The sequence below is a fragment of the Bacillus sp. GMa5/1 genome (genome assembly GCF_050172015.1).
In the GTDB taxonomy this organism is placed as follows: Bacteria; Bacillota; Bacilli; order Bacillales; family Bacillaceae_G; genus Bacillus_A; species Bacillus_A cereus.
This window is the reverse complement of the sequence record NZ_JBNLYC010000059.1, coordinates 1-26626: the sequence shown is the minus strand read 5'-3', so window position 1 is coordinate 26626 and position 26626 is coordinate 1. Positions and strand designations below refer to the sequence as shown.

Sequence of the window (26626 nt, the reverse complement as noted above, 5' to 3'; positions counted from 1 at the left end):
CGCATCATATAAAACTTATTAGTTAAAGGAGCAATGAACATGAAAACACATGACTTCCTTACAGGAATCCAGAAGGGCTCTGAGCCTAGTCCCTATCAAGACCCCATCGTATTCAGTTTCGTTTGCTTTTTCTTAGCGATATATACATTTTTCAAACCTGCAAAATAATATCATTTCATAAGAAAAAGCCTACCATTCTTTTCGAATCATATGCACTAAAAAACCTTAGAATCACTTCTAAGGTTTTTGTTTGCTTTGCTTCTTATTCACGTAACCCTTTAATAAACGTTTCCAATAATACATGTAAACTTATATCTAGATCTAACGGCAAACCAAATCCGCCTTGCTGTTCAATCGAAGCAAATCCATGACAAATACTTCTGAATCCGCGTGTCGCATGAAGTGCATTCTCTCCTTCTAAGCCATACTGTTGTAATACTTGAAGACAAAGCTTTACAATTCCGTCACCTGCTTTTCTTACTTCTTCATCTCGTAAAAAAGTTGCTTCATATAGTCCAGGATGTTTTCGGACAAATGCTACATACGCTTCTCCTAATGCATGAATTGCTTCATCCATACGTTTATCCTCGGCCGCTTCTTCCAGTTTGTTATACAGCTGTTTGATTCCGTAAATACCAAGATTTTTCCGTACATCTTGTAACCCTTTTACATGATTATATAGTGAGGGCGAACGTATCCCTAACCTTTGCGCTAATGAAGCTAACGTTACTTCTTGTATTCCATTTGTATCTGCAATTTCTGCAGCTGTTTCTACAATTTTCTGTAATGTAAGTCCGATTCTCGGTGACATAAATTAACCCTCTTTCTTACTTTCTATATTCCGTTTCGCTTCCTTAATAGCAAGCTCTATGACAGTCCCTGGATTCTTTATCATTTCCCCATGCCCTGCCGCAAGTAAGGAAGGCTCATATTCGCTTAACTTCTCTGCACTTTGTAATGATATTTCTTTGCTCCACGTTGCCATCGCAGGAAACGGAAACCAAAATTTCATTTGTCCCGAAACAGCCATACCTCCTCTTGTTTGGAATGCATCCCCAACAATAAGAGCTTTATTCCGTACATCAAGAAACGACATGGATCCTGGTGTATGTCCCGGTGTCATAATTGCAAGAAGCGATCCAACTCGGTCCCCATCTTCTAATAAAACATCAGGTACCGTTTTTACTTTTTTAGGTACACCGCCTTTTATCGGTATATTCGGTTCATCCTTTTGTAACGTCGTATCTCCTTCTAACAGCTTTGCGTCCCGCTTAGAAATATATACTGGAACATGAGGAAGTACTTCCTTTAATGCGTCTAATGCACCGATGTGATCATCATGCGCATGTGTTAATACAATTTTAGTAATTGGTTTTCCTATTTTCTCAGCCGCCTGTAAAATACCTTTTGCGCTATATGGCAAAGCCGCATCAATTAAAGTTAAACCATCTTCTTCCTCTACAAAGTAACAATTTACAGGAAACGCTCTTGGCAAAAATGACAATTGATATAACGTTTTTTCATGTATCATCCTCATAGTCCCATCTCCCTTTTCACGAAAACTAATACCATTAGTTTTATTATACTAATGGTATTAGTTTTGTGTCACTAAAAAATTTCTTTTTTTCAAAAAAAAGAACAGTAGCCGTATAAACGACTACTGTTCTTTAAAGATATTAAACTGTGTAACGCTCATCTTCTAAAATTTTCGCAGCGATTTCACGTTTCTTCGGAATTACGTTAAGTGGTGTGTGACGAGTTAATTTACGTAATGATGATAACATCATGCGCAGCATGTCGCCATTTTCAACTGCGATAAGTGTTTCTTTCGCATCTGCTTCGATTTCGTTGAATGCTTCTTGGCAGAATACTTCAGTGTATAACACTTTTTGTTTATTCTTTTCAAGACCAGTTGTTTTGATTGCTTTTTCTGTACGAAGAACAGCTGATTCCATTGCGTATAGATTACTTACGATGTCAGCGATATTCACAAGAATTTCTTGCTCTTTATCTAATGCTTTACCGTATTTTTGAGCCGCTAATCCAGCTACCATTAAGCCGATTTTTTTCGCATTAGTTACTAAATATTTTTGAAGTGCCAATGGCTCATCGCCCACTTCTTCTGGCATCATCATCATTAACTCTTCTTGTAATTTTTGTGCTTTTTGAAGAAGTGGTAATTCACCTTTCATCGCTTTACGTAAGAACGTACCTGGTACGATTAGGCGGTTAATTTCGTTCGTTCCTTCGAAAATACGGTTAATACGAGAATCACGGTACATTCTTTCAATCTCGTATTCTGCCATAAATCCGTAACCACCGTGAATTTGAACACCTTCATCTACTGTATAGTCTAATACTTCAGAACCGAATACTTTGTTTAAAGAGCACTCGATTGCATATTCAGCGATAGAAGCTGCTACTGCTTTACCATCTTTTACTTCTTCTTCAGATAATGTGCTCATGCGGCTTTCGAATAAACCTACTGTACGATATACAGAGCTTTCAGCTGCATATGTTTTCGCTGCCATATTCGCAAGTTTCTCTTGAATTAATGGGAAGCGAGCGATTGGTTGTTTGAACTGTTGACGTTGGTTTGCATATTGTGCTGAAATTTCTACTGCACGTTTCGCAGATCCAACTGTACCAACACCTAATTTATAACGACCGATATTTAAAATGTTGAATGCGATAATATGACCTTTACCGATTTCACCAAGTAAGTTTTCTTTCGGTACTAACGCATCTTCTAAAATTAACGTACGAGTTGAAGAACATTTAATACCCATTTTCTTTTCTTCTGGGCTTGTAGATACGCCAGCGTAGTCTTTCTCTACGATAAATGCTGAGAAGTGCTCTCCATCGATTTTTGCATATACAACGAATACGTCAGCGAATGCAGAGTTTGTAATCCACTGTTTTTCACCGTTTAATACATAATGTGTACCTTCTGCATTTAAACGTGCAGTTGTTTTTGCGCCTAATGCGTCAGATCCTGAACCTGGCTCTGTTAATGCGTATGCAGCTAATTTTTCACCAGTTGCAAGTAATGGTAAATACTTTTTCTTTTGCTCTTCGTTACCGAATAATACGATTGGTAAAGATCCGATACCTACGTGAGCACCGTGAGTAATTGCAAAACCACCAGCGCGAGAGAATTTCTCTGCGATTAACGCTGAGCTTACTTTATCAAGACCAATTCCGCCGTACTCTTCTGGTACGTCAGCGCCTAATAAACCAAGTTCTCCAGCTTCTTTTAAAAGACGAACTGAACGATCAAACTCATGTTGCTCTAAATATTCAAGCTCTGGAAGAACTTCATTTACGATAAAGTCCTCTGTCGTTTTAGCAATCATTTTATGCTCAGATGAAAAATCTTCTGGCGTAAACACTTGATCAATCGTAATCTCATCTACTAAAAAGCTACCGCCTTTAACCGCATTTCCTACTGTTTTTTCCATGAAAATTTCCTCCTTCATATTTTCATGAGCCGCTTCTCTCTTTTTGAAAGAAGCTGGCTCTCCCTTTTTTTATAAACCTTTGTTGCTTCCATTTTTTTTTATAATCCAGTTCCAGCGGCTAGAATGTTCGGTGGCTTCGCTTCTTCCTACGAGGCAAAGAGCGCCTCTACGTCTGAAGCTCCATCCCCCTCACATTCTGAACAAGCCGCTTCCACTTTTTTCATAATCAAGTTCCAGTGACTAAAACAGTCGGTCGTTTCACCCCTTCCTGTGAGGCAAAAAGCGCCTCTTCGTCAAGGCTTCCAACGCCCTCCTGTTCTAAACGAGCCACCTGCACTTTTTAAAGTAATTCAAATACTCCCGCTGCTCCCATTCCGCCGCCGATACACATTGTTACGATACCGAATTGTTCGTTGCGGCGTTTCATTTCGTGAATAAGAGATAGTGTTAGTTTTGCTCCTGTACAGCCAAGTGGATGTCCAAGTGCGATTGCACCACCGTTTACGTTTACTTTTTCTTCATCTAAACCAAGTTCACGAATAACTTGGATCGATTGAGAAGCAAATGCTTCATTTAGTTCGAATAAGCCAATATCAGATAACTCTAAGCCAGCTAGTTTTAACGCTTTTGGAATTGCAGCGATTGGGCCGATTCCCATTACTTCTGGTGGTACGCCAGCTACTGCAAATGAACGGAATTTCGCAAGTGGCTTCATGCCATCGCTCACTGCTTTTTCGCGATCCATTAATAATACAGATGCTGCACCATCACTCATTTGTGAAGAGTTACCAGCCGTTACAGAACCGCGAACGTTAAATGCTGGACGTAATTTTCCTAAAATGTCTAGTGTCGTCTCTGCTCTTACACCTTCGTCTTGTGCGAAAGTGATCGTTTCTTCTTGAAGTTTATTGTTTGATCCAACCGAGCGTAACGTCACATCTACAGATACTGTTTCATCAGCAAAGTTTCCTGCAGCTAATGCTTTCGCAGCACGTTGATGACTTCTTACTGCAAATGCATCTTGCTCTTCACGAGAAATTCCATATTTCACAGCAACTTGCTCTGCTGTATGTCCCATACCCATATAATATTCTGGAGCCGCTTCTACAAGGCGACTATTCGGACGAACAACGTGTCCCATCATTGGAACTAAACTCATTGATTCTGCTCCGCCTGATAATACAGCTTCAGAGTGACCAAGCATAATACGCTCAGCTCCGTAAGCGATACTTTGTAAACCTGAAGAACAGTAACGGTTAATCGTAATAGCTGGAACATCGTAAGAAAGTCCTGCTAATCCGCCGATATTACGAGCCATATTTAAACCTTGCTCTGCTTCTGGCATCGCACAACCGAAAATTAAATCATCGATTGGTCCTTCATAATTCGCACGCTTTAACGTTTCCTTTACTACTAACGCCCCTAGATCGTCAGGACGAACTGTTTTTAATGAACCCCTCTTTGCTTTTCCAATTGGTGTTCTTGCTCCCGCAACAATGACAGCTTCTCTCATGAACGATATCTCCCCTCGTTATTAGTTACGTAATGGCTTTCCTTTTACAAGCATGTGCTGCATTCTTGCTTGTGATTTCATCTCACTTACTAAGCTAATAAATGCTTCACGTTCTACATCTAATAAATATTGCTCATCAACCTCTGTTCCGTACGGCACTTTTCCGCCCGCAATGACATATGCAAGTTTCTTAGCAATGTGAAGATCGTACTCTGAAATGTAACCAGATAAATGCATTGCTTCCGCACCAAGTGCAAGAGTTGCATATCCTGTTTCCCCAACAACTGGTATCTTTTTACGGATCGGCGCTTTATAACCAGCTTCATATAAAGCAAGTGCTTTCTGTTTCGCATCGTATAGTAAGTGATCACCATTCACACTAATACCATCTTTATCACCTAAGAAGTTATGAGAAACTGCTTCTTGTCCTGAAGTTGAAACTTTCGCCATTGCGACTGTTTCGAACACTTTATTTGCAACTTTTTGCAGATCAAACTCTACACCGTTTGCCATTTTGTTTAAGTGTTTAATGTATAGCTCTTTATTACCGCCTCCGCCAGGGATTAAGCCAACACCAACTTCTACTAAGCCCATATACGTTTCACTAGAAGCTTGAATGCTCGCTGCTGGTAAGCAAACTTCTGTACCTCCGCCAAGCGTCATACCATATGGTGCTGCTACAACTGGCTTAGAAGAGTACTTAATTTTCGTCATTGCATCTTGGAAGTTTTTCACAACCCACTCAATTTCAAAGTAGTTGTCGTCTTGTGCTTCCATTAAGATCATTGCTAGGTTCGCACCAACGCAGAAGTTCTTCGATTGGTTACCGATAACAAGACCTTTATAATTCTTTTCTACTTCATCAACAGCGTAGTTAATCATTTGCGTAATATCCATACCGATTGCATTGCTCTTCGAATGGAACTCTAAGCAAAGGATGCCGTCGCCTAAATCAATTAAGCTCGCTCCGCTATTTTTCTTTAAGACACCATTTTTTGCTTTTAATTGCTTAAGAGAAATTGCTTTTTTATTACGCTCGATTAGCTTATATTCGCCATTATCGTAATAGTAGCTATCGCCGTTATCATGTTTATAGAAAGTAGTGAAACCTTTCTCTAACATTTCTTTCACCCAAGTAGGAACAACTACGCCGTTTTCTTCCATCTTTTGAACAGATTTTTCAACGCCGATTGCATCCCACACTTCAAATGGCCCTTGCTCCCAGCCGAAGCCCCACTTCATCGCTTGGTCAATTGCAACGATATCGTCAGCAATTTCTTTATGAAGTTTTGCAGAGTATAAAAGAGTTGGTGTAATGATGTTCCATAATAACTCTCCTGCACGGTCTTTCGCGTATACAAGCGCTTTCAATTTATTCGCTAATCCTTTTTCTTGTTTACTTAACTCTACGGATGCAGCTTTTAATTTTTTACGCGCTTCGTATTCCATCGTTTCAGGATTTAATTCTAAAATTTCTTTTCCTTGTTTTAAGAAGAAGCCTTGCCCCGTTTTACTTCCAAGCCATTTTTTCTCAAGCATGTCATGCATGAAAGCTGGTACTTTAAATACATCACGCTCTTCTTCTTGCACATTTTCATATACGTTATTTGCAACGTGTACGAATGTATCTAAACCGACAACATCTAATGTGCGGAACGTTGCGCTCTTCGGACGACCAATAAGTGGGCCTGTTACAGAATCAACTTCCCCAATGCTATAGCCGCGTTTTACCATCTCTTGAAGAGTAACAAGTAAACCATACGTACCGATGCGGTTTCCAATAAAGTTTGGTGTATCTTTTGCGATAACAACGCCTTTTCCAAGAACGTCTTCGCCAAATAGTTTCATGAAGCTTAATACTTGTGGATCTGTTTCTTTCGTCGGTATTACCTCTAGAAGTTTTAAATATCGTGGTGGGTTAAAAAAGTGTGTGCCTAAGAAGTGTTTCTGGAAGTCGTCTGAACGACCTTCTGCCATTTTTTCAACTGAAATGCCTGACGTATTCGAGCTTACAATTGAGCCCGGTTTACGAACAGCGTCTACTTTTTCAAATAATTTCTTTTTAATATCTAAGTTTTCAACTACTACTTCAATAATCCAATCTACATCAGCTAGACGCTCAAGATCATCTTCTAAGTTACCTGCTTCAATCAGTGCTAGATTTCCTTTCACTGTCAGAGGAGCTGGTTTTTGCTTTAATAGTTTTTGCACAGCCGTATTACTAAAACGATTTCTCACACTTTTATGTTCTAATGTAAGTCCCTTCGCTTCTTCTTCTTTCGTAAGCGCAGGTGGTACAATATCAAGCAATAATGTCGGAATACCAATATTAGCTAAGTGTGCCGCAATTCCCGAACCCATTACGCCTGAACCTAGAACAGCAGCCTTTTTAATTTGGAACATCCAATTCTCCCCCTATTCTTGAATGAATGCTCATTCAATTTTTCGACATAAGTCGCAATCAATGAGTGAGCCTCTACTAATAAATATATGATACTGTTTAAATTTTCGCAATATATTTATTGATAAAATTTTCTGAAATAAATATTTTTCTTTCATTTGGCCATGCTATATATGTATTTTCTTCACTAAAATACACTTTCCCTTTTTATAATCTGACGAAACTGGAGGAATATATATGGCAAAACTTAAGAAGAACCCTTCAAAGGCTGGAATTAGTGCAGCTAGTGTAACTGGAAACGCAGGTCCGCATAACCACGGCGTGGAAAAAGGACGTCAAGGTAATAACCAACAATATAAAAAGCATAATATGGGCGAAAAATAACGCTATATTTTTGGGCAGAGAACGTGGCATAATGATTAATGGCTGCTTTTTCTGCCCAATTTATTTGTAACAAATGAGGGAATTATAATGAAACGAACAATAGTTATGATTGTAATGATTGCCACACTATTTACAGGGATGATTTTCTTCTCTTATGCACAAAGACAACAAGCTGTAAGAGCTGATCAACCCAACATTACTGGGCAATATGGGGTTACAATCGATGCAAACACAGGTGAAATTTTGTATGGGAAACGCGAAGACGAACGCTCTTATCCGGCTAGTATAGCCAAAATGATGACAACCCTTCTTTTACTAGAGAATGTAAAAGAAGATGAAGAAATTACGGTTACAGAAAACGCAATTAAAACAGAAAGTCAAAGCAAGAAAATTAAACTTCGTGCTGGAGAAAAATTAAAGCGTGATGAGGCATTAAAACTTATGCTTATCATTAGTGCAGATCCAATAGCTGAATCAATTGCAGAACATATTGCAGGATCAAAAAATGAATTTGTGAAAATGATGAATGCTAGAGCGAAGGAACTTGGTACAAAGCATGCGACTTTCAAAAACGCAAGTGGTGCTGATGCAATTGGGAATAAAGTATCACCATATGACATTGCTATTATTACGAAAGAAGCATTAAAGTATCCAGTTGTTTTAGAATATATGAATTCAACGCGTACAACTCTACATACTTCAGAACGCTCTCCAAACATCGCAAACTACGGACGAGAAGAACTATATGACGATCCATATGCGATTGGAAGTAAAAGCGGTCTATCAGCACTTGGCAAATATACAGTCGTAACAGTGGATGAAAAAGACGGTAAACGTGTCATTAATGTTGTATTATCTTCTACCCGCAAGCAACTGTATCCTGATACGAAGAAAATGGCACATTATGCATTTCAGCAATTAAAATAACCAAGGAGTATTTTCTCCTTGGTTATTTTTTAACCATACCTTTTAATACGAACGCAACGTTTGCTGGACGCTCTGCTAGACGACGCATGAAATATCCATACCAGTCGTTTCCATAAGGTACGTAAACACGCATTTTGTAGCCTTCTTTTACTAGCTCAAGTTGACGCTCATTACGAATACCATATAACATTTGGAATTCAAATTGATCCCTTGGAATGTTGTGTTCTTCAGCAAGTTTTTTTGTATATTCAATAATCGCTTCGTCATGTGAAGCAATTGCAGTATAATTTCCATTTAATAAGTGCATTTTAATAATTTTTTTATAATTGTCATCTACATCTTTCTTGTCTGGGAATGCCACTTCTTCAGGTTCTTTATAAGCACCTTTTACAAGACGTAAATTAGGATTATAAGCATTTAAATCTTCAATATCTTTTTCTGTACGATATAGGTAAGCTTGAATAACAGTACCAATATTATCGTATTCAGATTTTAATTGTTTAAAGATATCAATTGTTTTACCACAGCGTGTATAGTCTTCCATATCAATGGTAACGAACACACCATTTTCTTTCGCCGCTTCTAAAATACGGCGCATATTGTTCATTACGATTTCATCAGAGATATCTAATCCCATAGAAGTCATCTTTAAAGAAAGCTGCGAATCAAGACCTTCTCTTCCAATTGCACGGATTGCTTCAATCGATTGGTTAGCCATTTCATTTGCTTCCGCTTCATTATCAACGAATTCCCCTAAATAATCGATTGTTACACAAAGTCCTTGCTTGTTCAATTGTTTAATAGCTGCTGTCGCTAATTCAATTGTCTCCCCTGCGACAAAGCGACCTGCACCAAAGCGTAAACCGTACTTTTTAGCCAGTTTTGTTAGCGCTTTATTTTTTGACAAGAAAAGAAACGAATTTCGCATTAATTGTTCCATGTAATTCACCCCTATGACTGTAATTTATCTGTTTTTTACCCCTCTTCAAAATTATATCATTGTTTAAAATTATTGGATACAAATAATTATTTAGATAATTTATAAAATACTATAAAAACATTTAAAAACCTATATTTCTGCTTATAAATATACCTGAAATATTTTTCGACATTTAGAAAAATGGAGTTTAATAGGCATAAAATAGGCATGTCGAAAATATTCGACATGCCTATAAAACCCTTAATATTCCATGTAAATTATATAAGGATATTAATACAGAAAACTTACGATTATATTTCCCTCAAGTTTTTTTATTGCTCATTTCGCTTCTCTTCATTCAGCCTTTTAATATCCGTAATTAACTGCACCATCTCTTCTTTCGCATCGGGATACGTCTCATTCCAATGCTTCACTAAAGCTGGCATCGTCTTCGCTATGTAAGAATAAAGTGCCCACTTCTGTACCTGTTCTTTTCTCTCTTCATTGCTCTCTCCAAGTAACAGTTCCGTGTATTTCTCTAACAACCCGTCAAATTGTTCGTTAAACTTTTCACTCATCTTATTTACCTCCTATATGAAAAAAGCAGCGAAAATCGCTGCTTTTCTTTATAATTTTGATCGAACAGAGTTTAATTTTTTCTCCATTGTGCTTACTTTATCACGACGATCATCAATACGAATTGTTGTTGCAACGCGCTGCGCACCTTTCGTATATGGAACTTCATGCATTTGTTGAATTACTTCTAGAATGACAGGAAGATCTCCTTCAATAATTGTATTCATCGGTGTTAATTGATACTTCACGCGATCCGCATTTTTCTCTAGCACCTTTTGTACTTCTGCTACATATTCACTAACACTTGGATTACCTGTTCCTACTGGAATAATCGATACATCAACAATTGCCATAGTAGTCTTCCTCCTATAATCGTTTCTTATATATCCATTGTCTATTTTACCGAAATCCTCATCATTTTACTAATATGTTACTCTTCCACTTTAAACTGCTCGACTAATCTTTCTAAATCTCTCATATGTTCTGTCAAACTTTCCATCGTGTGAGCTACCTTTTCTAAATGATTCACCTGTGATTCCGTTGCAGCATGTACCTCTTCAGAAACAGCTGCACTTTCTTGACTCGTACCAGCAATTGTATGCATTACCGCTGTAATTTCCCCTTGCTCGTAACCTATGTTATGTACCTCTTCTACAATTTTTTCAACTGAAGTACTAATCGTATTTACGACTGACATAATTGTGCGGAACTCCATTTCCGCCTCTGTCGTCACTTTATTTTGCACATCTGCAATGTCTTTCAATTTACTTACAACTTCTACAACCCTTTTTACTTCTAATTGTACATCACCAATCATCGTTGTAATCTCTCCGGTTGCCTCTTTTGATTGTTCCGCTAATTTCCGAACCTCTTCAGCAACAACCGCAAATCCCTTACCTTGCTCACCTGCACGGGCAGCTTCAATCGATGCATTTAAAGCAAGTAAATTTGTTTGATCCGAAATGCCTTTTATAAGCTCAACAACATTTTGAATCGATCCAACTCTTTGTTCTAACTTATCCGATGCTTCTTCTGTATGAACAACAATCGAAGATGATTGTCCCCTCGTACGGATTAAATTCCTCATTGTATTTAATCCTTGCTTAGATGCCTCTTCCGCTTTGCCAGCCACTCCTTTTATTTCACCAACGGAGCTATTCATTTGTTCCACTGACTCCGCCATATTCTCGAGCTGAGCTGAAACTTCATCCACACCATTCGCAAGAGTAGAGGCTCCTCCACTCACATCATCCATTGCTCCTGAAACTTCTCTACTAGCCGCTACTGTTTCATTCGTTAAGTAATGTAAACTATTCGTTGATTGTTGCACCGTTGATACGCTGTTTTTAATTTTACTTACCATTTCATTCATTTGTTCAACCATATCATTAAAGTGCTTAGTCAACTCTCCAACTTCATCTTTACTTGTCACTTTCATTCGCAGCGTTAAATCGCCTTCTGCTACTTTTTGTACGTGATTCTTTAATAGTTGCAGTGGTCTTGCTAATCTTCTTGAGAACAAGTAGGAAGCTACGATTCCAACTAATAAACTAATACATGCCATTATAATAACTGTATTTCTCGTACTATTTAATAGCCCATCGATCGTTTCTTTCGGATAAAAGATTCCTATCGTCCATTTCATCGTATCAAATGATTGACTGTAAACAACTACATCTTCACCTTTTATTGTACTGACCGCATATTTTGTTACCTCTTTATTTAAGCTCTTTATAAGTGGCTCTTTAGAAACATCTTTTCCTATCTTTTCTGGATAAACAAGAGCCATATTTTTATCATTTATAATAAACATTTCTCCGTCATTATTGTATTGAATATTGTGAAGCAACTTCTGAATCGTCCCAAGCGATACATCCATCGCAACAACGCCTAATACAGATCCATCTTGAGCTGTAATTGCTTTAGAAACACCTACACTTAACTTTCCTGTTGCAATTTCATAAGAAGGTTGTCCCCAGTGGACCTTTTTTACATCAGCCTCTGAATCTTTATACCATGGTCTTGTCGTTGGATCGTATCCTTCTGGCACTTGCCCACCTTCAGCAAGATTGGCACTTAATGTTTTTTTATCTTTCGTACCAATATATAAATCTAAAATACCAGGATGATTCTTTTTATACTCTGCAAACTCTTTCGTTAAAAACGCTTCCTCTTCTGGAGTAACCCCACCTTGAAGCATATTACGAATCATCTCACTGTTCGCGTAATACCCCATATCTTCATCCGTTCTTTGAACAAATGTCGTAAGTTGCTCTGTCACAAGATCCATCGCATTTTGAGAATATTCGTCTAAGGAACGCACTTCCTTTTCTTTCTGTAATTGATACACAGCTGTACCCAATATTACGAACATCATAGAAATAAGAACTGAAAACACTACCGCAATTTTTAAACGTAAACTTCTTAACATCTTCCCCCCAGCATCCCCTTCGCATTAAATTAAAATCTTATTAATCATTATATTAAGTATAATAGATAAAATTAAAAAATTGAAATTAATTCTCACCTTAATACAATTAGAAAACGGACTACCACTTGTGCAAAAACAAATAGTTCATTATCCTTAAAATATAATCTCATTCGTTCGGAGGGAACTATGTTACAAAAATTCGGTTTCTCACAATATGAAAGCCAAGCTTATGAAGTTGTCGTATCAAGCAATGAACCATTAGATGCTACAACGATTGTGAAGCATTCAGGTGTTCCAAAAGCAAAAATATATGAAGTGCTAGCACGCCTAATCGATAAAGGAATGGTAATGGATTCTGTTTCAGAAAAGAAAAAACTGTATACAGCATTACCACTAAAGCTAGCAATTGAAAAATTAACGACAGAATTCCAATCAAATATTAAAGAACTGGAAACAAATATATCAAAAAAATCATTTACAGATGACCGTGTGTGGAGCTTAAAGATGCAATCTTCTATTCGAGTTCAAAGTAAAGAACTCATTGAAAGTGCAAAAGAATCAATCCGCATTTCAGCTTGGAATGATACTCTTTTAGAATATCTTCCTTTACTAGAACAAAAAGCAAAACAAGGTGTTCAAATTGAATCCCTTATTGTTGGAGAAGTAGAAACAAACTTAGAAAACATGCATTTTCTAATCCCAGCTGAAGAACCTAATGCATTAGAGCGTTACTTGCTACTCATCGTTGACGATCGTGAAATTTTATTTGCTGGCGTAGAACAAGAGTCATGGCAAGCAATGAAAACAATGTCACAACCATTTGTAAAGTTCTTTACAGAATTTTTCTATCATGACGTTGCACTTGCAAAGATTACCCAGAAACACCATGACCTCTTTATGGAAGATGAGGAAATTAAGAGTTTGTTAATGAAATTAAGATACTAATTAAATAATAAAAAGGAGTCTAGTTTTTCACTTAGACTCCTTTTCGTTTTGTTCCTTTATCTCCATCAACAGCTCAATGATTTTCTCATTTTGCTCCACTTGTTTCTCTGAATTTTGATAGATGAAACGAACCCATCTAAGTGCAAAAATAATAAGAAACAAAGGGAGCATTGAAATTAGAAGACCAATAATTGAAAAATTCGTATACATATCCATCACCTCGCTATATACAACGTTCTCCATACATCTACTAAAACCTGCAATTTTTTACAAAAAAAAAGAACCTATCAAACGATAGATTCTTCTTTTGCAAACTGAGTAGAACGTCCTCTTGTAATCGAGAAAATCGCACAAAGCAGAGCTAATATAATAAAGCCACCGCCTACCCAAGCGTTATATATAACAGATGATTTTTCAATAACAACTCCGCCTACTGTTGAACCGAGCGCAATCCCTAAATGAAGGGCAGAGTTATTTAAACTTTGCTGAATACCAGCTGATTCTGGTGCAATTTCAATTAAATAGTTTTGTTGCGCTGGTGAAATTGCCCAGCTCAGCATACTCCAAAGTCCCATCATAATGATGAAGAGCGGGAATGAGAATGTCATTAATGGCAGTATGAAGATTGCACACGCAAATACGATAATGATAGAAATAATACTTTTCTTCGATCCCCATTTATCAGCAAGCCAGCCACCAAAGCCGCCACCAATTACTGCTGCGATTCCGAAAATAAAGTAAAACACACTAATCCAGTTTGCTTCAACATGCATGACATCTTTTAAAAACGGTGTTAAATATGCATACAATGTTAAATGCCCTGTTAAAAACAAAAATGATGTTAACTGTGCACTTACAATTTTTTTATCTTTTAAAGTAGCAAGTTGTTCTTTTATTGATAATACCGATGTCGGTGGTACTTTCGTTAAGAATAATGAAATACAAGCAATTGCCATAACTGTTAATACCGAAATTAATACAAATGGTGCACGCCATCCATATGCATTTCCGAGTACAAGACCAAGCGGTACTCCAAGTACAAGTGATCCACTAATTCCCATAAAAATGATTCCAATTGCACGCGCACGAAAATGCGGTTCTACTACACTAGAAGCAAGTGTTACCGATAGTGCAATAATTAATGAACCACTCGCCGCACAAATAACCCTTGAGAACATCAGCATTCCGTAATTCACACTACATGCCGAAATAATATTTCCGATTAAGAAAATCGATAATGCTCCAACATACAATGTTTTTCTTTCAAACTTCCCTGTCAAAGCTAATAAAACTGGACCTGACAAAGCAAATACTACCGAAAATATTGTTATAAGCTGACCAGCTGCGCTAATAGATACTCCTAAATCATTGGCAACTAAATCGAGCGTTCCTCCTATAATTAGCTCAACCGTTCCGACTACAAAAGCCGCGATAGCTAAAATATAAACACGAAAATTCAAGTCTTTCCCCACGCTTTCTATTTTGGTTACTACCATCATAGTAACCAAAATAGAAAGTGGAAGCAAGTACAATTTTTTTACAGTAAAAAAGGTAGGCGTATAATACGCCTACCTTTTTATCATTCTGTTTCTTTCTTCTTATTCAAGTACCAATACACCGGCAGTCCCGTAAATACAATTCCAATCGATAAGAAACAACTTACTGGATCGTTAATAATTGCACTACCAATTACAAATAACGAACCTAAAATCGCTACGATTGGTACGATTGGGAATAACGGTACACTATATGCACGCTCTTTATTCTTATTACGTTTTCTTAAAATGAAGACACCAATAAACGTCATTACATAGAAAATATAAATAATGAATACGGAAATCTCAGATAGCTTATTTGGATCACTAATAATCATTAAAATAATTCCTAAAATGATTTCAACAGTAATCGCATTTGCTGGTGTTTTAAATCTCGGACTTTCCTTTGCAATAAACTTAGAAAATGGAAGTTGTCCACGCTCTGCCATAGACATTGGGATACGTGGGAACGTTAAAATCTTTCCATTTAAACAGCCGAAAATAGAAACGATAATACCGATACTAATAATTTTTCCGCCATATTCTCCAAGTAACATGCCTGCAGCTGTCGCTGTTGCATTTTCTCCAAGGTCTACAATTTTCGCTGCTGGTAATACATTTAATAACGCCAAGTTAATTAATACGTAAGCAGCCGTTACGATTAAAATCCCTACTGTCATTGCTTTAGGTAATAACTTTGTTGGATTCTTCATTTCTCCACCAATCGAAGCAAGTAAAATCCAGCCGTCATAAGCAAATAACGTTGCTAAAATTGCCATACCGATACTTTGATTTTCCGATATCGGTACAACTACGTTAAAAATATCGCTATTCCCTTTCCAGAAACCTAGCACAACAATTAACACAATCGGAATCATCTTCCCAATTGTCGTGATTGTTTGAACGATACCTCCGTATTTTGTTCCCATACTATTTACAACGCCAAGGAACACAACCGTTCCAATTGCGATTGGTAAATTCCACACTTTATCTAAATAGAAAAAATTAATCATTAAAGAACTAAAGTATAAACCTAATGTTCCGATAATAGCAGGTCCATAAACAATTGTTTGCATCCAACCTGATAAATATCCCCAAAAACTTCCGTAAATCTCCTCTAAATACGTATACAACCCACCATTTTTCGGGATTTGCGCTCCAATTTCAGCTACTGTTAAACCACTTGCTAGCGTCAACAGACCACCAATTACCCAAGCAAGAATGGCCATATTAGAACTCCCCGAGTAATCTAATACGCTCCCTGGTTTCATAAACACACCAGATCCAATAATCGTTCCTACTACGATAGAAAGTGCTACTGTTAAACCAATTTTGTTCTTCTCATCATGATGCATGCTGCGTATCCTCCTTCCAATCCTAGTGTGATGCAAAAATGAAATAAAAAAACACTCCTCCCTAAAAAAGGGACGAGTGTTGTATTCGTGGTTCCACCCTTGTTTCAATTCGTAAAGTAATACACTTCACCAATTTCTCAAGTCTAAATAACGGTTTTTGCCGGCAAGCAATTACTAGATGCTCGTTCACTGCTGCAGTTCAGAGGTGGTAATCTATTTTTCCGTATTAGGAAGCTCACAGCCAAAGGCTTCCCTCTCTGAGAATCGTAAAAAATTGATCGTGTCCTCATCATCACTTCTTGATGTCGAATTTTGTAGTTATTGTTCATTATATTGAATTGTTAGAAAAAATCAATATATTTTTTATATAACATAGGAAATATTTATCTTCTTATATTATAACAGAAGCTGTAATATTTCTCTAATTCCCTCGTATCTTTGGAGCAGTGTAGCTGTAAAAATTATATCAGCGATTTTTCAAATATATCGATTTACCAACAAAAAACGCCAACAATAAAAGGAGGTCTTTCAAAAGAAAGCCCCCTCACACCTGTACCTTTCGGTTGCCCACACGAAAGATACGACTTCATTCAATTATTTCTCATCTTTTTTCATAAAAAACTTATGGTGCGGTAAATCAACATTCAATGCCTCTAATTGTTTCTTTTCATTGTCTAAAATCGCTTTTGCTTTTGTTTTTGTTGCTTCATCTAATCCTGCAAAGATGTCTTCATGCTTCTCTTTCTCTGGAATTTTCACACCTAATTTTGTTAATTCTTCTTTTGCTTGCTCATGCGTTAATTTTCCAGATTTCTTTTGCTCTAAAATCGACTTCGCTTTCTCTTTCGCCTGTTCATCTAAGTTAGCAAACATGTCTCCATGTTTACCTTTCTCCGGCATTTTCACGCCTAGCTTTGTTAATTCCTCTTTTGCTTGCTCATGCGTTAATTTTCCAGATTTCTTTTGCTCTAAAATCGACTTCGCTTTCTCTTTCGCCTGTTCATCTAAGTTAGCAAACATGTCTCCACGCTTACCTTTCTCCGGCATTTTTACGCCTAACTTTGTTAATTCCTCTTTTGCTTGTTCACGTGTTAGTTTTCCGGATTTCTCTTGCTCTAAAATTGACTTCGCTTTTTCTTTCGCCTGTTCATCTAATCCTGCAAACATGTCTTTACGCTTCTCTTTCTCCGGAAGCTTTACACCTAGTTCCTGTAACTGTTTCTTTGTATCGTCCATAATCGTTTTTACTTTTTGTTTTGTAGCGTCATCTAAATCTTTTTTCGCTGTTTTTGTCGCTTGCTCAGCTTTTGGAGTATTTGTTGCCGCGAATGCCGGAACACCGACTCCTCCAATGATTCCGAATGATAAAGCACCTGCAATCGCTAAATAACCAACTGTTTTCTTCTTCATAGGAAATTTCCTCCTTCATATTTCTAAAGCATGTACACTTTCGTATACAACGCCAATAGTAATATTGGTTTCTTAAAATTTCCTTAACGATTCAAATAAAAAACACCGCTCGTAATGAGCGGTGTTTCTCTATGCTTTTTGTAATTGTAACTCTTCACGTTCCATTATTTTTCTTAATACAATTGTTTGTGTCATTGTAAATAAGTTACCTGTTATCCAGTACAACACAAGTCCTGATGGCGCCGCAAACCCCATAAATAGAATCATTGCTGGCATCATAATTTGCTGCATCTTTAGCATCTGCACTTGTTCTCCAGGTGTAATATTCGATTGGAAAACTTTCATCTGAATAAATGTCGTTAACGCTGCAATAATCGGTAATATATGATATGGATCTGCATGTCCTAGGTTCACCCATAAAAACGAAGATGTGCGAATCTCTTCCGTTCTGCTAATCGCATAATACAAAGCAGAGAAAATCGGCATTTGTATAAAAATTGGCCAGCAACCAGCAAGTGGATTCCAACCGCCTGATTTCATTAGTTCTGACATTTCTTTTTGATACTGCTTTTGTTTTTCAAGGTCTTTGCTTACATCACCGTATTTTTTCTTTAGCTTCTGCAATTCAGGTTGCATTTTCTTCATTTTCGCTTGGCTGCGATATTGCGAAACAGCTAATGGAATCATGGCTGAACGAATAACGAGCGTCATAATAATGATAGCAACCCCGAAGCTAGCTCCCGGTATATGATGAGCAACAAATTGAATCATATACGAGATTGGATATACGAAATAATGGTTCCATATCCCCGTACTATGTGAATCAATTGTGCCTGCATTACTGCAGCCAGATAAAACAAAAACAAGTACTACTGATAAACTAATGAGCGCAGCTCGGTATGATTTTAACATGTTCATTCCTCCAATGTTTCGTAATTATTTAGCGAAACATTGGTGTATACGGACCAACCTCATCATTCTCTTCACTTGATTCTTGTCTGCGTACGGAACGAATCATTCCATATTTATAAAAAATTGAAAATAGCGGTATATTTCCCGCACTATCTTCACATGTATCAACTAACGTAAAAGCTCTTTGTCTACCGCTTGATGCTTGTTGACGCACAAAGCGAGAAACATTAGCAAGGAAGAAAACTTCTAATAAGCAAAGTGCTGTCGTTACAAACGATATATATAGAATTGCATCCTGCAATAAAAATTCCATCGCTTCACATCCTTAATAAGGTCATTTTAGCACATCGGGCAAATATTCTCTATTTCCTTTTATTTTCAAAAAAAGTATTTTGCATATTTTCTCAAGAAAACAATAATTAAGAAACGTTGTATTCGCTTTCTTTAGCATATTCACACACATCAATGAATAGGCTTGATTTATTAGAAATTTATAAAATTTTTGCATTATAATAAAACTATTGCCAGTTTTTGAAAAAACCTTTATTCTCTTCTTGTAATCAAAAATGAATATGGAGATGAAACATACTATGGGTCAACTAGGAGACGCCGATTACGTTCCCGACACCGCCTTTTTATCCTTCCCAGCAGCTAAAACATTTCACTTAGAATTTATGATACAGTTGGTTGTTATTTTTATAGCTTCTATTTTGTATGCAATTTCTATGAATATGTTTTTTATCCCGCATAATATGATTAGCGGTGGATTCGCTGGTGTAGGGATGATTATCGGTTATTTAATGCACTACAATATCGGTGCACTTATCTTTTTACTAAACATTCCTCTTCTTATTTTAAGTCACTTTTACTTAGGAAAGAAGACAACCTTTTTAACAGCGTACTTTGTAGCTGTATCATCGTTAGCGATGAACATTATCCCGGTACACCAAGTTTCAGACGATATTTTACTTTCTTCTGTATTCGGTGGTGTTATCTGCGGAGCAGCTTCAGGAATTATATTCCGATTTGCTTCTTCAACAGGTGGTTTTGATGTTGTCGGATTGATTGTAGCGAAATATCGAGATGTTTCAATTGGAGCAATCATATTTGTATTCAACTTAATCTTACTTGTAGCAGCAGGTTTTATTTTCGGATGGGATATTACACTTTATACGTTAATTAGTCGATTTGTAGTCAGCAAAGTTATCGACGCTGTGCATACGAAACATATTAAATTAACGATAATGACTATTACAGAAAAAGGCGAGGAAATAAAAAGCGCACTACTACATCACGGCATACGCGGGGTGACAATGGTAGACGCTGTCGGCGGCTATACAAACCATAAGAAAAAAATGATTTACACTGTCGTGACTCGCTATGAGTTAGGCGAAATGAAACGTATTATCCGTCAAGTGGATAACAAAGCATTTATGAACATTACTGAAACAGTTGAAATTGTCGGCCGTTTCAAACGCATATAAAACAGGTTAACAAATTAAAGGGCATAACATATTAGTCATATATAATATGTTATGCCCTTTGTTATTCAACTAACGTACCTTTTAGCATAATAAAATCACTAAGTTTATTACTACAAATCGGAGGATAGCATTCCATATACAATACTATCTGTCCATTCATCTTTATTCCAAAAATCTTGTATGAAATGGGCTTCCTTTCTCATGCCTATTCGTTCACACAATTTTTGTGAAGCTGTATTACGTGCATCAAGATTAGCCTGTATACGATGTACATTACATTCATTAAATAATTTCAATACCAAACTACTTACTGCTTCTGTTGCCAAACCTCTCCCAGCTACTTCATTTGAAAAACTATAACCAATCTCAACAGTGTCTTTCATATTTGTGTACCATACTGATAAATCACCAACTACTTTAGTTTTGTATATAACTGCCAAACTTAATATTGTTTCTTTAGTAAGTACATTATTTGCTAGCTTCTTATTAAATCTTTTCTGCATGTCTTCATGAGTCCACTTATTATGTAATAGGAACTTACATGTATCAGCACTATTATAAATAGCAAATACATCCTGTAAATCAGTACTCTTAAAAGGTCTAATTATTAATCTTTCTGTTGTGAACTCCAAGTTAGCTCTCCTCCCTTACATTCATGCTATAAAACATTTTTTATAGTATTTAAGCCTCATTCTTAGATCTCACCTTGATTACATATTTCATCATAATAAATTAAAATCCTTCTTCCACTAAACTGCACCGTTAATGGTATTTCCTTACGCTTTTTATTTTTTACACTTATTACAAAATCAGATAATTCTATTATTATGTCCCTAAATGTGTTATAATGAAAGCAGACTCACAAAAAAAGAGTATATAGACTTGGAAGTTTCTCTTATTTTACAAGCAAAAAGAAACGAGCAGTCGGGTATATTTCAGACACCATACACGTAACGGTTTAAACAACCGATCATCTTAGTTACTCTTCAATGATCTTTTTATAAAAAGATACGTACAATTAAAACTCACTTCAATATACTATACCTACCTTTTTGACTTCCAAATCATCTTATTACATAGGGAGATGAACATATGAATCAATATATACGATATACAATAGCTGTCCTGTTTGCTATTATCGGCGGAACAATCTGCTTCTGGACAAACACTCAGCTTGGAGAGAATATCATCTTTAATGGAATCGAAACGCTTGTAAGCGCTTCAATTTTAGGCGGATACATTTACTTCCTCTTCAATCCAGAAGAAAATGCTCAAAAAACAATGTTATTAACAATGATCGGAATCGTTGGTGGATGTATTTCCTACTCAATGACAAACTATACATTACCACTTCAATTAAGCTCAGCTTTCTTCCACGGTCTATGGACTTGGTTCATTGCATTCTGCCTAGCAGACGTATTCAACCTATTACAAGACACTGAAGAAGATAGCGGTCGTCAAATTGAAAGTAACTCTTAAGCTGGAAGATACTCTTCCAGCTTTTTTATGTTGGTTTGCATACCCCGCATCACGATAAAAAGAAGTTGCCCTCACGGCAACTTCTTTCTCACATACCCCATCCAGTACCAACCGGATTATATCAGCGATTCTCCATATATATCAGCGATTTTTTCATTATATCGACTTACCGGCAATTTTCGGCAACCTATTTATGCTCTATACCCTGCCACTACAATAAAAAGAAGCTACCCAACGGCAACTTCTTTTCCACATACCCCACTTCGTATTCACTAAAATATATCAACGATTTTTCAAATATATCGATCATTTCTCCACTTATATCAACGATTTTTTCATTATATCAACGGTTCAACACAAGATATCGATTTAACGACAACCTTCGACACTCGAAACGCACAATATACCCTATCCCCCAAGCAACTTACTGCCGAACTCTACGATTAAAAAGATAATTAATAGGATCGCGAGTATCTTTAATGCTACATATGCCACTTTAAAAACAACATAAATGAGCAAGACTATCAAAATAATTGATAAAATTTCCATATTTACTTCCTCCAAGCTTTGCTCTTCTTATCTCATTTTACTCGCCCCGGGCTATTTATGGAACGGCATAAGATGACATAGAAAAAAGAGGATACCTCACCCATCGTAAGATACCCTCACCTTCAACTGCTCAAACCATTCTCTTTCTAATTGTAAATATCCCATCTCACTCTTCTCGGCGCTCTTTAATTCTTTATCAGCTTTCTTCATATAAGTATGGGAAGCTTCTAGATCATTCTCTAAATATTTGATAATTCCTTGTGTACGATAATATCCGTTTAAGTCCATTTTTGTAATAGCCTTTGCATGTTCCTTTGCTTCTTGCAAAGAAAGACTATCCATCTGATAAAGGGCTTTATATAAAAGATACCAACTATGAAAACTACTAACGAAAAACTTATTTTCTTTCGTTACAGGTAGTTGAACAATTCTTTCTATATACGGTATCGCTCTTTCCATTCCCTCTTGATCTGCACGAGCAAAAAAGACAAGCATAAGTCTACTCATTATCTCTCTTATCCCTTTATTCTCTTTTATTTTCTCCTCACTCAATTCTACTAATCTTTCATCCCAATCTTTCGGTCTTTTATAACTAAATAACTCACTCGATATTTGAATCTCATATAAATGATTTCTAGCTCTTTCATCATCTTTAATTAAAATAAGAAATTGCATCCCATCACTCATAAGCGTTCCTTTTATCGGCACAATTGTAACCGCAAAGATTGCAAAATGGAAAAAGGAAAAATATAAAAGATATTGATAATAACTCACCATGTATATGTAACCGGAAGTAATACCAAACAGTAAACTCGTAATTGGTCCACCTAAAGTGAGCCACGCCCATTTTTTCGAAAGATTCGGTGTCTCTATAGAAGGTGGTACTAGTGTTGCAACGCCTCCAAAGTAAGCCCATAATTTATTTGCTCGAATGCGTAATTTTCCCTTTTCTTTTTGAATAGTAATGGGTCCTACTGTCATAAATTTAAATGTTAAACCACCTATTACACCAAATACTACATGTCCTAGCTCATGAATGGCTAACACTAATAATGAAATTCCAACTATTGCCCATAGGTTCAAAATTACTTCTAATTTCCCAGTTCGGATTACTCCGTATAAAATGGACAGAATTAACGCCACTGTCATTGAGCCAGCTGGCCTTCTTAAAATATCCACCTTTTTCTCCCCTTAATAAATCATTTTCCTCTGCATTTCGTACATGAACTTCCCAAGATGCAATATCCAAATAAATGAGATTAAGCCAATTAATACAAAATCGATATTACTAGCAGCTGTATATATAACGGCAGCCCACCATACATATGCCAATATTGTATTCGTAAATTCATATGCTTTATATCCAGCCTCATGCACAATGTGCTTTAATCCTTCATCTGCGTTTTTCGTCCACATTTTCATAGATTCCATATACGTTACACCTTGTTCAGGATATAGCTTATTATAACGATTTTTTGTTATGAGTCCGATAATTACTACAGTAGTTAAACAAACAATAGAAGCTACTAAATTCCACACCGTAAATGAAACATTTGTATCCTGCAACAGTGCACGTCTACATGTAATAACTGCATATACAAACCATGCCTGCGTCACTATATCACCTACACGTAAATATATACTTATAATGCCTAATTTTCTGCCTTGTACGCTCTCTTCTTCATCGCGTGCCTCTGCTAACATACGTGTATTCTTCCAAGTATAGTACATCATTAAAATTCCAAAAATAGTACATATACCTATAAATGTATTGGATGATAATTTTCTCGGTTCATCCGAGAGTAAATTTAAAGCTATATAAGACGTTAAAAATCCTCCTATCATACTTAATGCTATTTTCCCCACAGAATCAAATTGTTTTTTTCGCTTACTCTTCATCGTCCTCTTCCCCCTCTACTAACGTAAATATTTCCTCCACCGGTACATTGAAAATTTGTGCGATTTTTAACGACAATACGATAGATGGTGCATAATCCCCACGCTCAATTAAACTAATCGTTTGCCGTGATGATCCAATCGCTTTCCCTAAATCCCCTTGTGATAAACGATGCTTTGCTCGCAATTCCCTCACTCGATTTTGAAGCTTCATGTCTTCCCTCTTTTTCATTTATTTAATTAAAATTGTAAATAATATCCTTATATTTGTCAATTATAATTGTCATTACGACTATAATAATTGACAAAATACTTATTTCTTATCCTGTATCAAATTCCTATAAAGAATGTAAAATGTGCATTAAACATAGTCTTAAAAATAAAATAAAAAAGGCAGTGCTTTTGCACTGCCTTCCTAAATTCTGACATAGAATGGATTTCATATTAACTTGCGTTTTGTAGTAATACTCGTTTTAACTGCTTACGGAAACGAATACCCAACGTAACCGCTACAATCACAATAACTCCAAAAATGATTTTACCGATATGACCTTCTAGCACTCCAAAGATATCATGTAAGTTTCCACCTAACCAGTAACCACCGATTAAGAAGAATGATACCCAAAATAGAGCGCCTGAATAAATTGTAATGGCAAAACGACGGAATGGTAAATTAATAATTCCTGCAAAGTATCCTGTGAAATGACGTACACCAGGAATAAAGAAACCAATAAAAATTAGGAAGTACCCATACTTATCAAACCACATTCTCGTTAAGTCAATTTTTCTTTGTGTTAAAAATACGTATTTCCCATACTTTTGAATGAAAGGCATACCTAATTTATTTCCTAAAAAGTATTGAATCGTCATCCCTACACTTGTCCCAATAAAGGATAGAATGATTAAAATCGGTAAACTTAAATCACCCTTATGTGCTAAAAATCCCGCATATGCTAATGTTGGCTCTCCCGGAAACGGAAGTGCAATATATTCTAACAGCAAGCCGACAAGTACAACATAATACCCGTATTGCTGAAATAATTCATGAATCCATTCCATGTCATCTCTCCTTTCAATCACGTACAACTTCTTACTATTATTGTATAAAAAAATTGTCGAAATAACTATCACAATAGCTTACATTTTTATTACATTTTTGTAAGGGTCACACTAATGATTTTCGTTCTTTATTAAATAGTAAAAATTATTTTCCAAGTCGCAATAGCGAAAAGACGCATTAATAACATGCAGATTTTATCCATTTTTTAGCACTAAAAAAGCTCTCTTATTTTGTTCTCAATAAAAAACCATCACAAACTCATGCTAACTTCATATTAGCTTCATATACGTATTGTAAGATTATATCGGAATTTGTTGAAAAATTTAACCAATATATGACTAAGCATTAATTTGAATAAATATAAGTCGTTTTTCGAAATTGAAAAAAGGGTGAATACGAAATGGAAGCATATAAAATGCACGATTTTATTAATACAAATGTTGAATCTCATCAAAATGAAACCGTTTTTAATTTACAAATATGTGAAACAAGTGAATTTGACGTAAGTTTAACAAAATCTACAACACTATCTTTTATCGTTTCAAAAAAGAATATTAAAATTGTCACGAAAAAATGGATTAATTCAAATCAAGAAAGCATGATTGGTAAAAGCTACATCATTCCAACAAAAGCTTTTCACTATTTCTTACCAATCATTTCTGAAAATGAAGATGAGCTAAATATTCAAGTTCAAAGTTTTGGACTACGTGGTGAGCTTTTATTAAATGAAAGATTACTTATTGATAACAACAAACACAACAGCAAAATCACTACATTCTTTGAAACATTAGATGAAAATGTAAATAAAGCATTACGAGGATTACAACTTCATTGTATGTAAGACTATTACGATAGTAAAAGGAGAATAACAATGAAAAAATTATTATTAAGCGCACTATTATCATTAGGATTTTTAACTCTTCCATTCGCTAGTGCAGAGGCAGCTACAACGAAAGATCAATTAATCGTAGACACTCAGTTAAATAAAATGGATTATTATCAGGATGGAAAATTTATAAAAAGTTTTACTGTCGCTACTGGAAAAGCTGCAACACCTACACCTAAAGGCACTTTTCAAATCGTAAATAAAATTAAAAACCGCCCTTATTATACAGGAAAAATTAAAGGCGGCGATCCACGTAATCCACTTGGTGACCGTTGGCTCGGATTAAATATGGCAGGAACTTACGGAACAACTTATGCGATTCACGGAACTAACAATAATCAAGCAATCGGCAAATGGACAACACTTGGTTGTATTCGTATGTATAACAATGATATACACTGGTTATTTGAGCGCGTTCAGCAGCAAGCTACTGTCACTGTAAAATAGCCTAAAAACAAGATTTATGTGTAGCCAAGAATTTTATGTCTTGGCTTATTTTATTT

The 26626-nt window shown here is 36.2% G+C and carries 28 protein-coding genes and 1 other annotated feature; of the genes, 7 read left to right on the top strand and 21 right to left on the bottom strand.

Translation table 11 applies throughout. The features are described 5' to 3' along the window. Positions 1–262: 262 nt before the first annotated feature. The 5 genes from ACQGSG_RS15485 to ACQGSG_RS15465 form a co-directional block, all read right to left on the bottom strand. Positions 263–811, bottom strand: a complete 549-nt coding sequence (locus ACQGSG_RS15485; RefSeq protein ID WP_098592018.1) for a TetR/AcrR family transcriptional regulator — start codon at positions 809–811, stop codon at positions 263–265. 3 nt (positions 812–814) lie between these two features. Next, positions 815–1537: an MBL fold metallo-hydrolase gene (locus ACQGSG_RS15480; RefSeq protein WP_001242324.1), complete on the bottom strand. Its 723-nt coding sequence runs from the start codon at positions 1535–1537 to the stop codon at positions 815–817. A gap of 139 nt (positions 1538–1676) precedes the next feature. Further along, positions 1677–3461: an acyl-CoA dehydrogenase family protein gene (locus ACQGSG_RS15475; RefSeq protein ID WP_000416291.1), complete on the bottom strand. Its 1785-nt coding sequence runs from the start codon at positions 3459–3461 to the stop codon at positions 1677–1679. Between the two features lie 340 nt (positions 3462–3801). Continuing rightward, on the bottom strand, positions 3802–4974 hold the full coding sequence (locus tag ACQGSG_RS15470) for an acetyl-CoA C-acetyltransferase (RefSeq protein WP_001206333.1): 1173 nt from the start codon (positions 4972–4974) through the stop codon (positions 3802–3804). 21 nt (positions 4975–4995) lie between these two features. Further along, complete coding sequence (locus ACQGSG_RS15465; protein WP_000486378.1) at positions 4996–7377, bottom strand: 3-hydroxyacyl-CoA dehydrogenase/enoyl-CoA hydratase family protein; 2382 nt, start codon at positions 7375–7377, stop codon at positions 4996–4998. 235 nt (positions 7378–7612) lie between these two features. Here ACQGSG_RS15465 and ACQGSG_RS15460 point away from each other — a divergent pair, with 235 nt between their 5' ends. After that, complete coding sequence (locus ACQGSG_RS15460) at positions 7613–7759, top strand: YuzL family protein (protein WP_001096344.1); 147 nt, start codon at positions 7613–7615, stop codon at positions 7757–7759. An 87-nt stretch (positions 7760–7846) separates the two neighbouring features. Further along, entirely contained in the window at positions 7847–8686 is an 840-nt protein-coding gene (locus ACQGSG_RS15455) for a D-alanyl-D-alanine carboxypeptidase family protein (RefSeq protein ID WP_000831466.1), read from the top strand. 22 nt (positions 8687–8708) lie between these two features. On the opposite strand, the gene ACQGSG_RS15450 is transcribed toward ACQGSG_RS15455, so the two are convergent. The 4 genes from ACQGSG_RS15450 to ACQGSG_RS15435 form a co-directional block, all read right to left on the bottom strand. After that, positions 8709–9626 (bottom strand): proline dehydrogenase family protein, encoded by a 918-nt coding sequence (locus ACQGSG_RS15450; RefSeq protein ID WP_000436772.1) that lies wholly within the window; start codon positions 9624–9626, stop codon positions 8709–8711. 311 nt (positions 9627–9937) lie between these two features. Continuing rightward, positions 9938–10183 carry a YusU family protein gene (locus ACQGSG_RS15445; RefSeq protein WP_001290594.1) on the bottom strand — a complete coding sequence of 82 codons (246 nt, stop codon included), beginning with the start codon at positions 10181–10183 and terminating at the stop codon, positions 9938–9940. A 48-nt stretch (positions 10184–10231) separates the two neighbouring features. Beyond that, positions 10232–10534 carry an MTH1187 family thiamine-binding protein gene (locus ACQGSG_RS15440; protein WP_001018860.1) on the bottom strand — a complete coding sequence of 101 codons (303 nt, stop codon included), beginning with the start codon at positions 10532–10534 and terminating at the stop codon, positions 10232–10234. A gap of 77 nt (positions 10535–10611) precedes the next feature. Beyond that, positions 10612–12612 (bottom strand): methyl-accepting chemotaxis protein, encoded by a 2001-nt coding sequence (locus tag ACQGSG_RS15435; protein WP_098587334.1) that lies wholly within the window; start codon positions 12610–12612, stop codon positions 10612–10614. 186 nt (positions 12613–12798) lie between these two features. On the opposite strand from ACQGSG_RS15435, the gene ACQGSG_RS15430 reads away from it, so the two are divergent. Further along, on the top strand, positions 12799–13557 hold the full coding sequence (locus ACQGSG_RS15430) for a TrmB family transcriptional regulator (RefSeq protein WP_000939480.1): 759 nt from the start codon (positions 12799–12801) through the stop codon (positions 13555–13557). A gap of 27 nt (positions 13558–13584) precedes the next feature. Here ACQGSG_RS15430 and ACQGSG_RS15425 read toward each other — a convergent pair whose 3' ends face one another. The 6 genes from ACQGSG_RS15425 to ACQGSG_RS15400 form a co-directional block, all read right to left on the bottom strand. Next, positions 13585–13767: a hypothetical protein gene (locus ACQGSG_RS15425; RefSeq protein WP_000288471.1), complete on the bottom strand. Its 183-nt coding sequence runs from the start codon at positions 13765–13767 to the stop codon at positions 13585–13587. A 77-nt stretch (positions 13768–13844) separates the two neighbouring features. Continuing rightward, entirely contained in the window at positions 13845–15056 is a 1212-nt protein-coding gene (locus ACQGSG_RS15420; protein ID WP_229186645.1) for an MFS transporter, read from the bottom strand. Positions 15057–15136: 80 nt separating this feature from the next. Further along, positions 15137–16447, bottom strand: coding sequence for an APC family permease (locus tag ACQGSG_RS15415; protein ID WP_000546312.1), 1311 nt, complete (start codon positions 16445–16447; stop codon positions 15137–15139). Positions 16448–16512: 65 nt separating this feature from the next. Next, positions 16513–16749: a binding site (T-box leader), on the bottom strand. 292 nt (positions 16750–17041) lie between these two features. Beyond that, a complete protein-coding gene (locus ACQGSG_RS15410) occupies positions 17042–17857 on the bottom strand; it encodes a hypothetical protein (RefSeq protein ID WP_325842568.1) in 816 nt (271 codons plus the stop codon). A 129-nt stretch (positions 17858–17986) separates the two neighbouring features. Continuing rightward, on the bottom strand, positions 17987–18769 hold the full coding sequence (locus ACQGSG_RS15405; RefSeq protein WP_000920519.1) for a membrane protein insertase YidC: 783 nt from the start codon (positions 18767–18769) through the stop codon (positions 17987–17989). Positions 18770–18797: 28 nt separating this feature from the next. Further along, positions 18798–19082 (bottom strand): hypothetical protein, encoded by a 285-nt coding sequence (locus ACQGSG_RS15400; protein WP_000394933.1) that lies wholly within the window; start codon positions 19080–19082, stop codon positions 18798–18800. 277 nt (positions 19083–19359) lie between these two features. On the opposite strand from ACQGSG_RS15400, the gene ACQGSG_RS15395 reads away from it, so the two are divergent. After that, complete coding sequence (locus ACQGSG_RS15395) at positions 19360–20253, top strand: YitT family protein (RefSeq protein ID WP_000530044.1); 894 nt, start codon at positions 19360–19362, stop codon at positions 20251–20253. A 110-nt stretch (positions 20254–20363) separates the two neighbouring features. Here the strand turns inward: ACQGSG_RS15395 and ACQGSG_RS15390 are convergent, their stop codons facing one another. Continuing rightward, positions 20364–20885 (bottom strand): GNAT family N-acetyltransferase, encoded by a 522-nt coding sequence (locus tag ACQGSG_RS15390; RefSeq protein ID WP_098204733.1) that lies wholly within the window; start codon positions 20883–20885, stop codon positions 20364–20366. A gap of 460 nt (positions 20886–21345) precedes the next feature. On the opposite strand from ACQGSG_RS15390, the gene ACQGSG_RS15385 reads away from it, so the two are divergent. After that, a complete protein-coding gene (locus ACQGSG_RS15385; RefSeq protein WP_001077776.1) occupies positions 21346–21732 on the top strand; it encodes a DUF3938 domain-containing protein in 387 nt (128 codons plus the stop codon). Between the two features lie 408 nt (positions 21733–22140). Here the strand turns inward: ACQGSG_RS15385 and ACQGSG_RS15380 are convergent, their stop codons facing one another. From ACQGSG_RS15380 to ACQGSG_RS15360, 5 genes are all read right to left on the bottom strand, one after another. Further along, positions 22141–22281, bottom strand: coding sequence for a DUF3985 family protein (locus ACQGSG_RS15380; protein WP_000404758.1), 141 nt, complete (start codon positions 22279–22281; stop codon positions 22141–22143). A 96-nt stretch (positions 22282–22377) separates the two neighbouring features. Next, a complete protein-coding gene (locus ACQGSG_RS15375; protein WP_114159723.1) occupies positions 22378–23430 on the bottom strand; it encodes a site-2 protease family protein in 1053 nt (350 codons plus the stop codon). Between the two features lie 42 nt (positions 23431–23472). Beyond that, positions 23473–24180: a DUF3169 family protein gene (locus ACQGSG_RS15370; RefSeq protein ID WP_325842567.1), complete on the bottom strand. Its 708-nt coding sequence runs from the start codon at positions 24178–24180 to the stop codon at positions 23473–23475. Next, the gene (locus tag ACQGSG_RS15365; protein ID WP_000776168.1) at positions 24170–24391 is read right to left on the bottom strand and encodes a helix-turn-helix transcriptional regulator; all 222 of its coding nucleotides are present in this window, start codon (positions 24389–24391) and stop codon (positions 24170–24172) included. The genes ACQGSG_RS15370 and ACQGSG_RS15365 overlap by 11 nt, the downstream gene beginning before the upstream one ends. Positions 24392–24621: 230 nt before the next feature. Continuing rightward, the gene (locus ACQGSG_RS15360; protein ID WP_000454754.1) at positions 24622–25236 is read right to left on the bottom strand and encodes a DedA family protein; all 615 of its coding nucleotides are present in this window, start codon (positions 25234–25236) and stop codon (positions 24622–24624) included. 401 nt (positions 25237–25637) lie between these two features. On the opposite strand from ACQGSG_RS15360, the gene ACQGSG_RS15355 reads away from it, so the two are divergent. Beyond that, a complete protein-coding gene (locus ACQGSG_RS15355; protein WP_000388768.1) occupies positions 25638–26078 on the top strand; it encodes a DUF3978 family protein in 441 nt (146 codons plus the stop codon). A 30-nt stretch (positions 26079–26108) separates the two neighbouring features. After that, positions 26109–26570, top strand: coding sequence for a L,D-transpeptidase (locus tag ACQGSG_RS15350; RefSeq protein WP_000735058.1), 462 nt, complete (start codon positions 26109–26111; stop codon positions 26568–26570). The last annotated feature ends 56 nt before the right edge of the window (positions 26571–26626 follow it).